Genomic DNA, 12,844 nt, shown 5'->3' on the forward strand with positions numbered 1-12,844 from the left:
CCACGGGGGCGAACCCGTTTTTTACGGCCCACCTGTTCGCCGCGGGGCCGCCTTAGGCCCGCCCCCCCCCCCCGCCCGCGCCCCGCCCCCCCCCCCCCGGGCGGGGGGGCGCGGGGGCACCCCCCCCACGGCCCGTGTGCCACCACGGACGTCGGCGTTCGACTCACGTTCGGTGGTTCCATCGCGCCATCCGGACGCCATCGGAGGGCTGGTGCCGGATCTGCCGGTTTATTGATGGTGTTGGTGTCACTATGGCAGGCGTGGGAACTGCGAAAACTGCCATGCCTGCGATCTCGCCGCTCACCGGCGATCCCATCAAGCGGGCCGATGCCGAACGGCTAGCGGGGGTGCTGAAGGCCTTCGCCGATCCGGCGCGACTCCGGTTGCTCAGCCTGATCCAGTCCGCGCCGGAAGGTGAGGCGTCCGTCAGTGACCTCACCTCGGCGCTCAATCTCTCCCAGCCGACCGTGAGTCACCACCTTCGGATCCTCACCGAGGCTGGCCTACTCGAACGCGACAAGCGCGGGGTCTGGGCGTACTACCGCCTGGTGCCCGCCGCGATCGCGCAGATCGCCGACCTGTTGACGCCGCCCCGGAAGCGGGCGACGAAGAGGGCCCGCTGACCGAGGCGGGAGGCCGGGCGTCGCCCGCCACTGCGGCGACCAGATCGGCCAGGGTCCGGTCGGCAAGGGTCAGGTTGAGGAAGCCCGGCCCGGAGACCTCCGCCGACACGCCGAGGTCGTCGAGCACCGCGTGCGCCAGCACCGCGGCGGCGATGTCGCGCGGCGGGCGGCCGAGCCAGCGGCAGCGCCGCGTCGGACTGGAAGTCCGCACGCGGGGGCCGCCGCACGAGCGGGTCGACCGAACCGCCAGCCGGTCGGCAACAACCTCGGTTCCGGTGGTCCGGCCGATGCCCGAGGCGTGGTCGTTTCGTTGGACCCCGGGCAGGGCACTAGCCCAGGACAGACGAGGGGTGATGATGAGCCGACACACACCACTGCCGGTGACCCGTACGCGACGCGCGCTCGCGCTGCTCGGCACCATCGCCCTGACCGCCGCCTGCACCACCACGGAGGATCCGCCCGACTCGGCCCCGGCGACCACCGCACCGGCCACCGCGTCGGCGTCGACGCCCCCGACAGACCCACCGTCCCCGAGTGCGAGCACCCGGGTGACCATCCCGACCTCGGCCTTCGTCGAGTTGCCCGCCGAGCTGCGGAAGTCTCCCCGACGGACGACGCCCGTCGAGGAGGCCCTGCCGAAGCTGTGTGGCAACGAGTTCGGCACCGGCGGCCGGCAGGTCACCGCGAGCGCCGCGATGACAGTCACCTACCAGAAGGCCGGCGAGCCCTCCAGCAACGTGCCGCAGGGGATGATCCACCAGACCATCTTCACCTTCGACGGCGACGGCGCCTCGGGTTATCTGGGCCGTCTCCGCACCGCCCTGCGGGCGTGCCCCTCCTACGACCAGTCCGGAAACCGCGTCACCGTCAAGAGTCAGGCGCTGCCCGGCGTGGGCGACGAGGCGCTGCTGCTGACCCGGACCTGGCCGGAGACGAGCCTGAACGGCGAACGCACCGGCGGCACCGCGTCCAGCCAGACCGCCGTGGCCCGGGTGGACAGCACGGTGACGGTCTTCGACGACCAGGGCTGGGAGGGTGCCAGCGGCAACCCCGCCATCCTGGACCGGGTCGTGCGGGACGGCGTACGCGTCATCGACGCCTGGCAGCGGTAGGCCACCCGCCCGCCACCGACGCGGGCTTCCACCGATCGGTTCGATCCTCGGTCGAATCATGGACACCCGAACGCGAGTCGCGCTTCCGCCGGAAGACTTGAGGATCGCGGTCCACAGTGGCGGCCCCGACGACGTGCGGCAGCCACCCGGGCCATCAGCGTTGGTCGGTGGAGGAGGTCGTCATGTCGGATGGTCAGGAAACGAAGGCACCGTGGCTCCCACCGCGGTGGTTCATCCGACTGGCCTGGTCGGTGCACCGGGGTCTGTACCGGGTCACCGGCAGCCGGGTCGGGCTGTGGCTACCGCGCGAGACCCGCTGGGGCACGTTGCGGTTGACCACGACCGGTCGTCGCACCGGTCAGCAGCGCAGCGTCATCATCGCGTACTTCGAGGATGGCCCGAACCTGGTCGGGGTGGCGATGAACGGCTGGGGCGAGGGCGCTCCCGCCTGGTGGCTCAACCTCCAGGCGCACCCGGACGCGTCCGTCGATCTGCCCGACGGGCGGCGGCTGGTCCGCGGTCGCGCCGCCACGGCCGACGAGCGGTCGCGGCTGTGGCCACGCTGGCGCGAGGCCGACAAGAACTTCGACGCCCACGCTGCGCGGCGATCGTCCGAAACCACGGTGGTGGTGCTGGAGCCCAGAGCGGATGGCGACGCCTCGGTGCGATGACGCATCCCGCGGCCTCCGCACCCTCGGCTCTGCCGGGCTACCCGGCTCCACCCGGGCTCAACGGCCGAACGCGAGGTAGAGACCAAGGCCGAAGTTCACGACCAGGATGATCGCGCCGACGACCGCGAACCCGCGCTGCCAAGCGGTCCACCGGACCGTCCTCTGCGACTCGACGATGCCCGCCTCCTCCACTCGAACCGCCGCGATCCTGTCCCGCTCACTGGCGTCACGGCGGCCCTCGGTCACGTTGGCACTGAACAGAGAGACGTTGCCGCGGAGTTCCTCGGTGAGAGACCGGAGCGCCTCCGTCATCGCGTCGATCGAGCCGTTGATCCTTTGCAGGTGCTCATCGTGCCCCTGTAGACGCTGCTCGATCCGGCCCGCGTCGAGACCGCGGGCGTAGGCGGCCGCCATCCTCTCCGCGTTCTCCGGGCTTGTCATCGTGGGTCCGTCAGCCACGAGGACGCCGCCCCTATCCCGCACTCGGGCGGGATAGCCGTAGCCGCCGGGTGGAAGGGCCGCCGCCGGGGCGTGGTGCTCGTGAGACGCATCCGCCACCTCCTACCGACCCCGCACCACCCGGTCCGAGGTATCAGTCGTACCACTCCCGGGCCCCGAACACCACTGTTCGAATCCGACAAAACCGCAGGTCAGAGGCGCGTTCATGGCGGGGTCGGGCGTAGGTGGCAGGTGCCGGGCGACGGCCTGGAGACAACCGCTGCGGTACGTCAACCCGAGCGCGTACATCCCGGGTGGTAGGCCCTTCGGCAACTCCGGCATGACGACGCACCGGTGGTCTGCTTCCTAGGCTGCCATCCGTACCCGTCACGCGACCGAGGAGATCCACGATGTCCATCCGTCACCTGCTCGCTGCCGCCGTAGCCGCCCCAATCGGAGGGCTCGCGCTGGCCGCACCGGCAGCCGCGCACGTCTCGGCCCAACCGACCGCCGCCACTGTTTTCTCCATGAGCTCCGGGCGTTTCGGTGCCAGTACGGCCGTCCTGCTGGGACTTGTCGGCGCCGTCATCGGCGGGCTGGCCCTGGCCCGCCCCGCCAGTCGGCTCGGTACCGGCTCGGGAAGCCTCGGAGCAGTCTTGGCCCTGGCGACGGGGCTGATCGGCTTGGCGCTCGGCGGGCTGGTGGTGGCCACCTCCGACAGTGGCATCGGCACGGGTAACGGGCGAGGCGGGGCCTACGTGGCGCTGGCGGTTGGACTGGCCGCCGTGGTGCTCGGTGGGCTGGCCCTGGTTCGCGCGCGCCGCACCGGCCGACCAGCCGATGGTGGTGGTCAGGAGCGAGCGAGCCAACCAGGCACGGTCAGGCCGCACTCGTAGGCGAGGATCACCAACTGGGCTCGGTCCCGGGCATGCGCCTTGGTCATGATCCGACTGACGTGTGTCTTGGCCGTCGCCGGGCTCAGCACCAACCGCGCGGCGATCTCGTCGTTGGAGAGGCCGGCGGCGACAAGCGTCAGCACCTCACGCTCCCGCTCGGTGAGCACGCTCAGTCGCGGCCCAGGGTCGGGATGCTTGGCCCGGGCCGCGAACTCGGCGATCAACCGTCGGGTGATCGACGGCGCGATCAGCGCGTCACCCCGGGCCACCACCCGCACGCCGTGGATCAACTCCGCTGGCTCGGTGTCCTTGACCAGGAAGCCGCTGGCACCGGCCCGCAGCGCGCCGTAGACGTAGTCGTCCAGGTCGAACGTGGTCAGGATGATGACGCGCGCATCGGAGTTCGCGACGATCTCACCCGTGGCGGCCAGGCCGTCGAGACCGGGCATCCGGATGTCCATCAGGACGACATCCGGCCGCAGTTGCCGGGCCAGCCGCACCGCCTCGGCCCCGTCGGCAGCCTCGCCGACCACCTCGAGGCCGTCCTCACCGTCGAGGATGGACCGGAAGCCCGCGCGGACCAAGGTCTGGTCGTCGACGATCAGCAGCCGGATCACATCTGCTCCCTCGCCGGTGCCGGGCCGGGCCGCATCGGCAGACGGGCGCGGACCCGGAAGCCGCCGTCCGGCTGCGAGCCCGTGGTCAGTGAGCCGCCGAGCGCCCGGGCCCGCTCGCGCATGCCGAGGATCCCGCTGCCCGGCGCACCCGGCTGGCCGGTGCCGTCGTCCTCGACCTCGACGAGCACGTCGTCGTGATCGGGCCGGACCCGGACCACCGCGGCGGTGGCGCTCGCGTGCCGTGCCACGTTGGTGAGCGCCTCCTGGACGATCCGATACACCGCCAGGTCGACCTCCGGTGGCAGCGACCGGGTCTCGGCGACCTCGGTGCGGATCTCCAACTCCGGCCGGGCGGCCGTCCTGACCAGTTCGCCGAGGCGGTTCAGACCGGGTGCGGGCCCGATCGCCGGGTCCTGCCGCAGTGCGCCCAGCGTCGCGCGCAACTCACTCAACGTCTCCTTGCTGGTCAGTTTGATCGCGGTGAGGGCCTGCTCGGACCGGACCGGATCCGGTCGGTGCAACGCGGCGCTGGCCTGCACGTTGATCAACGACAGGTGGTGGCCGAGCACGTCGTGCAACTCCCGGGCGATGCGCAGCCGCTCCTCGGTGGCCCGTCGCCGAGCCTCCTCCTCCATCCGCTGCTCGGCGACGACCGCTCGGGCCTGCGCCTCGGCGAGGTAGGCGCGGCGGTTGCGGGTCACGCCAACGATGACCGCGACGAGCCAACCGGCGTGCAGCAGCGTCGCCCCGTTCATTGTGTTCGGGGACCGGTCGTAGCTGTCCGCCACGGCGAAGGCGATCACCGAGGCGAGACCGAGCCCGATGGCGACCGCGAGATGTCCCTCGTCGACGACTGTGTAGAGCGCCACGACGAACACCAACATGATCGGGCCGGGCCGGTGCAGCAACGCCCCGTACGCGCCGATGGCGGCCAGCGCCACGACGCCCACCGGCACCGGGTGGAGCCGGCGGACGTACAGGGCGCAGGAGGAGAGCAGCACCGCCAGCAGCGCCGCCCATTCGGCGGCGGTGTCGATGCCGCGCGACTGCACCACCAGGCCCACGACGGCGACCAGACCCACGGCGAGCACCAGGGCCACGTCCGCCGTCCGGCCCCGCCACCCTGACATGCGCCGAAGCCTAGCCTCCAGCGGGTGAGCGGGAGAAGGTCTGACGGCCGAGGCTGGCGGCGCCTGTCCTCACTGGGCGGTCCGGGTGCGCTGGTGGTCCTCGGCCAGGTTCGCGTCGTAGCCGGCGGCCTGGAGGGCGAACAGTTCGGCGTACCGGCCGCCGGCGGCGACGAGGTCGGCGTGCGTGCCGGCCTCGACCAGTCGGCCGTGGTGCAGGACGAAGATCCGGTCGGCGTGCCGGACGTTGGCGAGCCGGTGCGTGATGAGGATGGTGGTGAGGCGACCTCTGCGGTCCCGAATGGTCTGGAACAGGGCGTCCTCGGCGCGGGGGTCGAGCGCGGAGGACGGCTCATCCATGATCAGTAGTTCGGCGTCGCGGAGGAACCCGCGGGCCGCGGTGATGCGCTGCCACTGTCCACCGGAGAGGTCCTGGCCGCGCGCGAAGGTCCGGTCGAGCAACGTCTCGTACCCGTGCGGAAGTTCATTGATCATGTCGTGGGCGACGGCGCGGCCGGCGGCGGCCTCGATGCGATCCTGCCGGGCCTCGCTGTCGACGTCGCCGATGGCGATGTTCGTGGCCGCGGTGAACGGCCACTTGTGGTATTCCTGCGTCACCACCGCGATCCGGGCCCGCAGCCCGTCGACGTCCCAGTCCGACAACGGGCGGCCGTTCCACTCGATGCTGCCCTCGGTGGGTGCGCGGAGGCTGGCGATCATCGCGGCGAGGGTCGTCTTGCCCGAGCCGTTCTCCCCCACGAATGCGACCGTCTGTCCGGCGCTGATCGTCAACGTGACGCCGTCGACGGCGGGGGCGTCCCGATCGGGGTAGCGCAGGCTCACCTCGTTGACGGTCAACTCCCGCAGCCGGTCCGGGTCGGCCGCGGCTACCGGTCCGGTGTTGTCCGGTAGGTAGGCGTCGGCGCGGGTCATGAAGCCGGTGTAGTCGCCGAAGTGCTGCCCCTCGGTGTAGACGTGGTCGACCTGGAAGGTGGCGATGGCCAGGGATCGTTGCGCGGACTGCACCGCGATGACGCAGGTCGCCGCCGCGGCGAGCGGGATCTGCCCGTCCAGGAGCAGCAACCCGAGCAGGGCGTAGACGGTGCCGGTGGCGAGGCCACCGACGATCGCCCCGACCGTGGTCGTCGTGGTGACGCGTCGAGCGAGGGCGAGCTGGATGTCGGTCTCCACCTGCATCACCCGGTCGTACTGGTCGAGCAGGAACCGGCGCAGCCCGTAGGAGCGCAACTCCGGGGCCGAGGCACGTTCGGCCATCAACTTGTGCAGCAGCCACAGTCGACGTCGGCGCACCGACCCGGTGGTGTACGTCTGGTAGCGCAGATGCCCGGCCCGCAACGACGCCCACGCGTTGGGCACCGTGGCGACCAGCAGCGCCAGTAGCAGCAGCGGATGGATGACGATGACGGCAGCCGCCACGGCGAGCAGCCCGGCCAGCCCGGCGAGCAGGTTCATCGACGCCTGCACCAGCCCGATCGTCGACTCGGTGCCTCGCGAGGCGCGTTCCATGTCATCGGCGAACGCGTCGGCGTCGAACGCCTCCAGCCGGACCGCGGTCGACACCTCGAACAGGCCCCGCTCCACCTCACGGCTCACCCGAGGCGTCAACCCGTTCTGCGCGTACCCGGTGGCGATGCCCATCCCCGCACGGAGCGCGACCGTCGCCGCCAGCACGGCCAGCGCGGGCAGCGCCGCCCGCACCTTGTCCGCGGTGGGGCCGCCGGCGAACAGCTCCACCAACACCCGTTGGGTGGCCAACAGGCCGAAGGCCGCCATCACCCCCGCGCCGACCGTCGCCGCGCCCACCACACCGGTACGGAGCCGGTCCGCGCGCCAACTGATACCGAGGGCTGTCCAGACGAGCCTGGGCAGTTCCGCGAAGACGGCGAAGACGCCGGCCTCCGCGCGCGCCCGCACGCCCGTCTCCCACCACATCTCCCGCAGTTCCGGCAGCACCGACTCCGTGCGCCCAGGGTGAGACGTGCCGGGCGTGACGCGGTGGGCCTCTGCGGTGACGGTCTCGCTCATGGGCATACCTCCCGGGCGGCGCAGCCGTCGCCATCCCCGCCGGTCCGGCGGGGCGGCGGCTTTCTGGAGGATTGGACCACCCGGACGTAGCTCTCGGCAATCGCCCGAACACTCGCGGTTATGGATGCACCGGCGCCGGGGAGGCGCCCCGGCGTGTCACTCCGCGCGCAGGACGTCGAGGCGCGTTCTCAGCGCCGCGGCGATCTCGCCCGCCGCGACGATCTGCTCCGGCGTAAGGGCGTCGACGAACAGCTCACGGATCGCGCGTAGGTGCGGAAAGGTGGCCCCCGTGAACGCCTCGGCGCCGGCCGTCGTGAGCAGCACCTCCGCCCCCCGGGGAACCGTCGGGCACTCCTGGCGGCGGATGAGGCCGCGCCGCTCCATCCGTCCGAGATGGTGGGAGAGCCGACTCCGCTCCCACCCGATGTGCGCGGCGAGTTCGGACGACCGCATCGACTGACCCTCCGCCTCGCTGAGGGCGAGGAGCACGGCGTAGTCCCCGGTCGAGAGCGAGGAGTCGCTCTGTAGGCGGGACTCGAGCCGGGAGCCGAGCGCTGCCGTCGTCTCGATGAAGTCCCGCCAGATCCGCAGTTCGTCGGCGGTGGGGAGTTGGCGTCCGCCCCGCCGACCGGGTGTGGCCTCCGTCATCTCACTCTCCCGGGAATTGACGTGTCAATCGTCAAGTTAGCATCATTGACACGTCAACCGGTAGGTCCGCTCCCGCGAGCCGCCGGCGGATTGCACCGAGGAGGAGACGATGGCAGCTGCAGACTTCGAGCTGGGGCTCAACTCGTTCGGGGAGGTGGCCACCGACGGCGACCGGGTCCTGAGCGACGCCGAGACCGTACGGCTACTGGTGGACGAGGCACGGCTCGCCGAGTCGGCCGGAATCGACGTGTTCAGCGTCGGTGAGCACTACCGCGAGGGTCACAACGACTCGGCTACACCCGTGTTGCTGGCGGCGGTCGCGACGGCGACCGAGCGAATTCGCCTCGGCACCTCGGTCACCGTGCTCAGCACCAACGACCCGGTACGGCTCTACCACGAGTTCTCCACCCTCGACGCCGTCTCCGAAGGCCGCGCCCAGATTGTCCTCGGCCGCGCGTCGGCGACCGAGTCGTTTCCGCTGTTCGGTTACGACCTGGCCGACTACGAGCGGTTGTTCGAGGAGAAGCTGGACCTCTTCCTGCGGCTCCAGCAGGACGAACCGGTCACCTGGTCCGGGACGGTACGAAGCCCGCTGACCGCACAGCGCCTGCACCCACGGATGCGGCCCGGCGGCATTCCGACCTGGATCGGTGTCGGAGGGAGCCCGAACTCGGTGATCCGCGCCGCCCGGTACGGACTACCGCTCATGCTCGCGATCATCGGCGGGCGTCCCCAGCGCTTCGCCGGCCACGTCGACCTCTACACCAGGGCGCTCGAACAATCCGGGAATACCCTGCAGCCAATCGGGCAGCACTCACTCGGCCTTGTCGCAGACACCGACGAGGAGGCGGTGGAGACGTGGTGGCGATACTGGCAGCCGGTCGTGGCGGCCCTGGCCGCCGAACGCGGCTTCTACAAACCGGACCGCGCGCGCTACGAGGCCGAAATTGACCACGGGGCGCTGTTCGTCGGCTCACCCGAGACGGTGGCACAGAAGATCGCCACGGTCGCTCGCGACCTGCGACTGAGCCGCTTCGACCTGAAGTACGACATCATGCACCTGCCCCGCGAGGCACGCGCGCGCACCATCCAACTGCTGGGCAGTGAGGTCGCGCCGCGGGTCCGGGAGCTGCTGGCGAAGGAGCCCAACAATGTCTGATCTGCTGTTCGGCCTGGACACGTTCGGCGACGTACCGCAGGACGACGCCGGCAAGCTCGTCTCCCACGCGGCGGCGATCCGGCAGGTCGTCGACGAGGCCGTGCTCGCCGACCAACTCGGGGTCGACGTCATCGCCCTTGGCGAGCACCACCGGCCGGAGTACTCGGTCTCCACACCGGAGACGGTGCTGGCCGGAATCGCCACCCGCACGTCGCGGATCCGGTTGGCCTCCGGCGTGACCGTGCTGAGTTCGGACGACCCGGTGCGGGTGTTCCAGCGCTTCGCCACCGTGGACGCGCTGTCGAACGGCCGAGCCGAGGTCATCCTCGGTCGCGGCTCGTTCACCGAGTCGTTCCCGCTCTTCGGTTACGACCTGCGCGACTACGACACGCTGTTCGAAGAGAAGATCGAACTGTTCGTCAAGTTGCTGGACGAGAAGCCGGTCACCTGGAGCGGCACCCTGCGGGCCCCACTGGAGAACGCCGACGTGTTCCCGAAGACCGAATCGGGTCACCTGGACACCTGGGTCGGTGTGGGTGGCTCGCCGCAGTCGGTGGTCCGCACCGCCCAGTACGGGCTGCCGCTCATGCTCGCCATCATCGGCGGCGCCCCGGAACGCTTCGCGCCGTACATCGACCTGTACCGCCGGGCGGCCGACCAGCTCGGTACCACCGCGCACCCGGTCGGCATGCACTCGCCGGGCTTCATCGCCGACACCGACGAGCAGGCCAAGGAGATCTACTGGCCGCACTACCGCGTCATGCGGGACCGGATCGGCAAACTGCGGGGTTGGCCCCCGATCCGCCGTCAGGAGTTCGACTCCGAAGTGGAGAACGGCTCCCTCTACATCGGTTCACCGGAGACGGTAGCCCGGCGGATGGCCCGCGCGATCCGCAGCCTCGGCGTCGGACGGTTCGACCTCATCTACTCGGCCGGAGCGCAACCGGCCAGCGCCCGGATGCGCGCCGTGGAGCTCTACGGCTCGAAGGTGATCCCCATGGTCCGCGAACTGCTGGCCTGATCAGCACTTCCCAAGCGAGAGGACGACATGAACGACAACGACCGGAGCCGGCCCGCGACCCTCGGCATCCTCGGGGCCGGCAAGGTGGGCACGGTGCTCGCCCGGCTCGCCGTCGCCGCCGGCTACCGGGTACGGGTGGCCGGCTCCGGCGACCCGGCGAAGATCGCCCTCACCGTCGAGGTCCTCGCACCGGGGGCCGAGGCCACCACGGCGGTCGACGCGGTGGCCGACGCCGACGTCGTCATCCTCGCCCTGCCCCTCGGCAAGTACCGCAGCGTTCCCGCCGAGGCGTTGCGCGGCAAGCTCGTGGTCGATGCCATGAACTACTGGTGGGAGATCGACGGCATCCGCGACGACCTCACCAACCCGCGTACCTCGTCGAGCGAGACCGTCCAGGCGTTCCTGTCCGGCTCGCGTGTCGTGAAGGCGTTCAACCACATGGGCTATCACGACCTGGAGGACGAGGCCCGGCCGGCGGGGGCGCCCGGCCGCAAGGCCATCGCGATCGCCGGGGACGACAACGCCGACCTCACCGAGGTCGCGGCCCTGGTCAACGCGCTCGGCTTCGATCCGGTCGTCGCCGGCCGGCTGGCCGAGGGGGTACGGCTCGAACCGGGCAGCGAGTTGTTCGGCGCCAACGTCAGCGCCGACGAGGTACGCGCCATGCTCGACCGCTTCCCGGAGTCGGAGCGAGGGCGGACCATCACCGCTGCCCGATCGGCGACTTAGCATCGCCACTCATGCCCAACAAGACATCAGGCTGTACAAACTGTGCGGACCCGTCCCGAACGATAGCTGGACCGCTCGGCGGGTCAGTCGGTGCCGAACGCGGCCCGCGGTTCGAGGAGCTGGCCCACGGCGTACTCGTCGTCGAAGTCGGCCGGGCCGAGCGCCTCGACCGCGGCGGCGCGCATCCGGGCGAGGTCCGCCGCGTCGTCCGGGTCCGGCACCTGGCCGAGCGCCGCGAACGCGGCATCCGCGACACCGATCATCCGCGCCGCACGCGAGTGGTCACCCTCGGCGGACGCGAGCGCGGCACCCGCAACGCAGACGTACGGCACGAAGTCGGCCCAGTCGTTGCGGAAGACCCGCTCACGGTTCTCGGCGAACAGCGTCCGCGCCACGTCGAGGTTGCCCAGCCCCAGCTCGCAGAACGCGAGGTTGTGAAGCTCGGAGTTGACCGTCTTGGGTTGGCCGAGCGCCTCGTTCAGCGCGATGCTCTCCCGGTACAGGTCCCGGGCGCGGGCCAGGTCGCCGGACATCCGCGCCACGCCGGCGAGCACGTGCCTCGGTCGTTCCTCCAGGGCCCGGTCACCGGAGCGCAGCGCCACCGCGAGAGCCTCCCGGGCCCGGGCCTCTCCACCCGGCAGGTCACCGCCGCGAATGGCGACCCGGGCGAGGCTGTACCGGGCCTCCACCTCGCCCGCCGGGTCGCCGGCCGCCCGGGCCCGCTCGATCTCGGCCTCGCTCATCCGCACCACGGCCTCGGTCTCGCCGCGGCGGAAGGCCGAACGCACGCTCTCACTGAAGGTCATCGCCCTCTCCCCCCTCGCCGGCACCGCACGACAGCCCCTGTCGAACTCGTCGGTCAGCGCGCGTGGAACATGGTCCAGGTCTCCACGAGCGTGAAGCCCATCGACTCGTAGAGCGGCCGACCCATCGCGCTGGTGTGCAGGTAGGCGGCGTCCGCGCCGGCGGCGATGCCGTCCCGCAGAACCGTCTCGGTGAGCACCCGGCCCAGGCCACGGCCCCGGGCGGACGGAACGACGGCGATGTTGAACACGCCGACCACCCCGGAGGTCTGCATCCCGAGGCCGGTGCCGACGGGCTGGCCGGACTCCTCGGCCAGGTAGCCGGTGACGGCATCGGCGTCGAGCACGGCACCACCCATCAGCGACCCGAAGAGGCCGTCGGGAACCTCGAAGCTCCGGGTGAGGGCGTCGGTGTAGAGGCCGTTCTCGGCAGCACCGACCTGACGCACCGACGTGCGCTGCGCCGAGCCGGCACCGAAGGTGGCTCGGAACGCGAGGTCGTGCGCCGCGCAGGCCAGCAGGGGAAGTTCGGTACGCCCGAGGAGGCCGTGCCGGGCCGCGAGGTCAGCGACCGCGTCGCCCGCCTCACCCCGAACCATGATCGACCAGTGCGCGGCCTGCCTGCCGACCTCGGTCGCCATCTCGTCGAGCGACCCGAGGTCGGGCTCGGTGGACCTGTCGTAGGCCGCGTTGAGCGTCGCGACGCCGGCCTGGGTCACCCCCGCGCGGGCGGTGCCCCGCTCGGCGTACCCACCCTTCGGGGTCACCCTGCACAGCGTCTCGAAGGCGTCGAAGTACGCCGTCGCCATCCGATCGGCGGTGATGCTCATGACGGCCCCCTAGAACGGTCGTTCTGCCCGGCCGACAACCTAGCCACTGATCACGCTGACCAGCAAATCACGGGCGCGAGGGCGGCCACCTGCCGTCCGGCTTTCGAACCGATCAGGAATCGAG

The 12,844-nt window shown here is 71.1% G+C and carries 14 protein-coding genes and 1 pseudogene; 7 read left to right on the top strand and 8 right to left on the bottom strand.

The window, feature by feature from the left end; translation table 11 throughout:
- Window positions 1–281 precede the first annotated feature (281 nt).
- Entirely contained in the window at window positions 282–623 is a 342-nt protein-coding gene (locus tag ACFYL6_RS31530) for a helix-turn-helix transcriptional regulator (RefSeq protein WP_030333934.1), read from the top strand.
- Between the two features lie 115 nt (window positions 624–738).
- Here the strand turns inward: ACFYL6_RS31530 and ACFYL6_RS31535 are convergent.
- Window positions 739–1,044, bottom strand: a pseudogene (locus tag ACFYL6_RS31535) (hypothetical protein); the annotation flags it as partial.
- Here ACFYL6_RS31535 and ACFYL6_RS31540 point away from each other — a divergent pair.
- Window positions 980–1,735, top strand: coding sequence for a hypothetical protein (locus ACFYL6_RS31540; RefSeq protein WP_387176935.1), 756 nt, complete (start codon window positions 980–982; stop codon window positions 1,733–1,735). The pseudogene ACFYL6_RS31535 and the gene ACFYL6_RS31540 sit on opposite strands and share 65 nt — an antisense overlap.
- 182 nt (window positions 1,736–1,917) lie before the next feature.
- Window positions 1,918–2,406 (top strand): nitroreductase/quinone reductase family protein, encoded by a 489-nt coding sequence (locus ACFYL6_RS31545; RefSeq protein WP_387176876.1) that lies wholly within the window; start codon window positions 1,918–1,920, stop codon window positions 2,404–2,406.
- A 57-nt stretch (window positions 2,407–2,463) separates the two neighbouring features.
- On the opposite strand, the gene ACFYL6_RS31550 is transcribed toward ACFYL6_RS31545, so the two are convergent.
- Window positions 2,464–2,847: a hypothetical protein gene (locus tag ACFYL6_RS31550; protein WP_387176877.1), complete on the bottom strand. Its 384-nt coding sequence runs from the start codon at window positions 2,845–2,847 to the stop codon at window positions 2,464–2,466.
- A 407-nt stretch (window positions 2,848–3,254) separates the two neighbouring features.
- On the opposite strand from ACFYL6_RS31550, the gene ACFYL6_RS31555 reads away from it, so the two are divergent.
- Window positions 3,255–3,740: a DUF6223 family protein gene (locus ACFYL6_RS31555; RefSeq protein WP_387176878.1), complete on the top strand. Its 486-nt coding sequence runs from the start codon at window positions 3,255–3,257 to the stop codon at window positions 3,738–3,740.
- Here the strand turns inward: ACFYL6_RS31555 and ACFYL6_RS31560 are convergent.
- From ACFYL6_RS31560 to ACFYL6_RS31575, 4 genes are all read right to left on the bottom strand, one after another.
- Window positions 3,695–4,357 (bottom strand): response regulator, encoded by a 663-nt coding sequence (locus ACFYL6_RS31560; RefSeq protein ID WP_387176879.1) that lies wholly within the window; start codon window positions 4,355–4,357, stop codon window positions 3,695–3,697. The two genes, ACFYL6_RS31555 and ACFYL6_RS31560, sit on opposite strands and share 46 nt — an antisense overlap.
- A complete protein-coding gene (locus ACFYL6_RS31565) occupies window positions 4,354–5,487 on the bottom strand; it encodes a sensor histidine kinase (protein WP_387176880.1) in 1,134 nt (377 codons plus the stop codon). The genes ACFYL6_RS31560 and ACFYL6_RS31565 overlap by 4 nt, the downstream gene beginning before the upstream one ends.
- Before the next feature lie 69 nt (window positions 5,488–5,556).
- The gene (locus ACFYL6_RS31570) at window positions 5,557–7,437 is read right to left on the bottom strand and encodes an ABC transporter ATP-binding protein (RefSeq protein WP_387176933.1); all 1,881 of its coding nucleotides are present in this window, start codon (window positions 7,435–7,437) and stop codon (window positions 5,557–5,559) included.
- A 249-nt stretch (window positions 7,438–7,686) separates the two neighbouring features.
- On the bottom strand, window positions 7,687–8,178 hold the full coding sequence (locus ACFYL6_RS31575) for a MarR family winged helix-turn-helix transcriptional regulator (RefSeq protein WP_387176881.1): 492 nt from the start codon (window positions 8,176–8,178) through the stop codon (window positions 7,687–7,689).
- A 109-nt stretch (window positions 8,179–8,287) separates the two neighbouring features.
- Between ACFYL6_RS31575 and ACFYL6_RS31580 the strand changes: the two genes are divergently transcribed.
- Genes ACFYL6_RS31580 through ACFYL6_RS31590 form a run of 3 tightly spaced genes read left to right on the top strand, consistent with a single transcriptional unit; the run spans window position 8,288 to window position 11,087 of the window.
- Window positions 8,288–9,337 (top strand): LLM class flavin-dependent oxidoreductase, encoded by a 1,050-nt coding sequence (locus ACFYL6_RS31580; protein WP_387176882.1) that lies wholly within the window; start codon window positions 8,288–8,290, stop codon window positions 9,335–9,337.
- Window positions 9,330–10,358, top strand: a complete 1,029-nt coding sequence (locus tag ACFYL6_RS31585; RefSeq protein ID WP_387176883.1) for an LLM class flavin-dependent oxidoreductase — start codon at window positions 9,330–9,332, stop codon at window positions 10,356–10,358. The genes ACFYL6_RS31580 and ACFYL6_RS31585 overlap by 8 nt, the downstream gene beginning before the upstream one ends.
- A 27-nt stretch (window positions 10,359–10,385) precedes the next feature.
- Complete coding sequence (locus tag ACFYL6_RS31590; RefSeq protein ID WP_387176884.1) at window positions 10,386–11,087, top strand: NADPH-dependent F420 reductase; 702 nt, start codon at window positions 10,386–10,388, stop codon at window positions 11,085–11,087.
- An 83-nt stretch (window positions 11,088–11,170) separates the two neighbouring features.
- On the opposite strand, the gene ACFYL6_RS31595 is transcribed toward ACFYL6_RS31590, so the two are convergent.
- Together ACFYL6_RS31595 and ACFYL6_RS31600 are read right to left on the bottom strand one after the other, a co-directional pair.
- Window positions 11,171–11,893: a tetratricopeptide repeat protein gene (locus tag ACFYL6_RS31595; protein ID WP_387176885.1), complete on the bottom strand. Its 723-nt coding sequence runs from the start codon at window positions 11,891–11,893 to the stop codon at window positions 11,171–11,173.
- A 53-nt stretch (window positions 11,894–11,946) separates the two neighbouring features.
- Window positions 11,947–12,720 (bottom strand): GNAT family N-acetyltransferase, encoded by a 774-nt coding sequence (locus ACFYL6_RS31600; protein ID WP_387176886.1) that lies wholly within the window; start codon window positions 12,718–12,720, stop codon window positions 11,947–11,949.
- Window positions 12,721–12,844: the final 124 nt, after the last annotated feature.

Source organism: Micromonospora sp. NPDC007208 (assembly GCF_042869175.1).
Lineage (GTDB): Bacteria > Actinomycetota > Actinomycetes > Mycobacteriales > Micromonosporaceae > Micromonospora > Micromonospora foliorum.

Coding starts and splice junctions, on each gene's coding strand:
- ACFYL6_RS31545 (WP_387176876.1), top strand. CDS start 1,918: ATGTCGGATGGTCAGGAAACGAAGGCACCGTGGCTCCCACCGCGGTGG.
- ACFYL6_RS31565 (WP_387176880.1), bottom strand. CDS start 5,487: ATGTCAGGGTGGCGGGGCCGGACGGCGGACGTGGCCCTGGTGCTCGCC.
- ACFYL6_RS31590 (WP_387176884.1), top strand. CDS start 10,386: ATGAACGACAACGACCGGAGCCGGCCCGCGACCCTCGGCATCCTCGGG.
- ACFYL6_RS31575 (WP_387176881.1), bottom strand. CDS start 8,178: ATGACGGAGGCCACACCCGGTCGGCGGGGCGGACGCCAACTCCCCACC.
- ACFYL6_RS31580 (WP_387176882.1), top strand. CDS start 8,288: ATGGCAGCTGCAGACTTCGAGCTGGGGCTCAACTCGTTCGGGGAGGTG.
- ACFYL6_RS31585 (WP_387176883.1), top strand. CDS start 9,330: ATGTCTGATCTGCTGTTCGGCCTGGACACGTTCGGCGACGTACCGCAG.
- ACFYL6_RS31555 (WP_387176878.1), top strand. CDS start 3,255: ATGTCCATCCGTCACCTGCTCGCTGCCGCCGTAGCCGCCCCAATCGGA.
- ACFYL6_RS31550 (WP_387176877.1), bottom strand. CDS start 2,847: ATGACAAGCCCGGAGAACGCGGAGAGGATGGCGGCCGCCTACGCCCGC.
- ACFYL6_RS31570 (WP_387176933.1), bottom strand. CDS start 7,437: ATGTGGTGGGAGACGGGCGTGCGGGCGCGCGCGGAGGCCGGCGTCTTC.
- ACFYL6_RS31530 (WP_030333934.1), top strand. CDS start 282: ATGCCTGCGATCTCGCCGCTCACCGGCGATCCCATCAAGCGGGCCGAT.
- ACFYL6_RS31600 (WP_387176886.1), bottom strand. CDS start 12,720: ATGAGCATCACCGCCGATCGGATGGCGACGGCGTACTTCGACGCCTTC.
- ACFYL6_RS31595 (WP_387176885.1), bottom strand. CDS start 11,893: ATGACCTTCAGTGAGAGCGTGCGTTCGGCCTTCCGCCGCGGCGAGACC.
- ACFYL6_RS31540 (WP_387176935.1), top strand. CDS start 980: ATGAGCCGACACACACCACTGCCGGTGACCCGTACGCGACGCGCGCTC.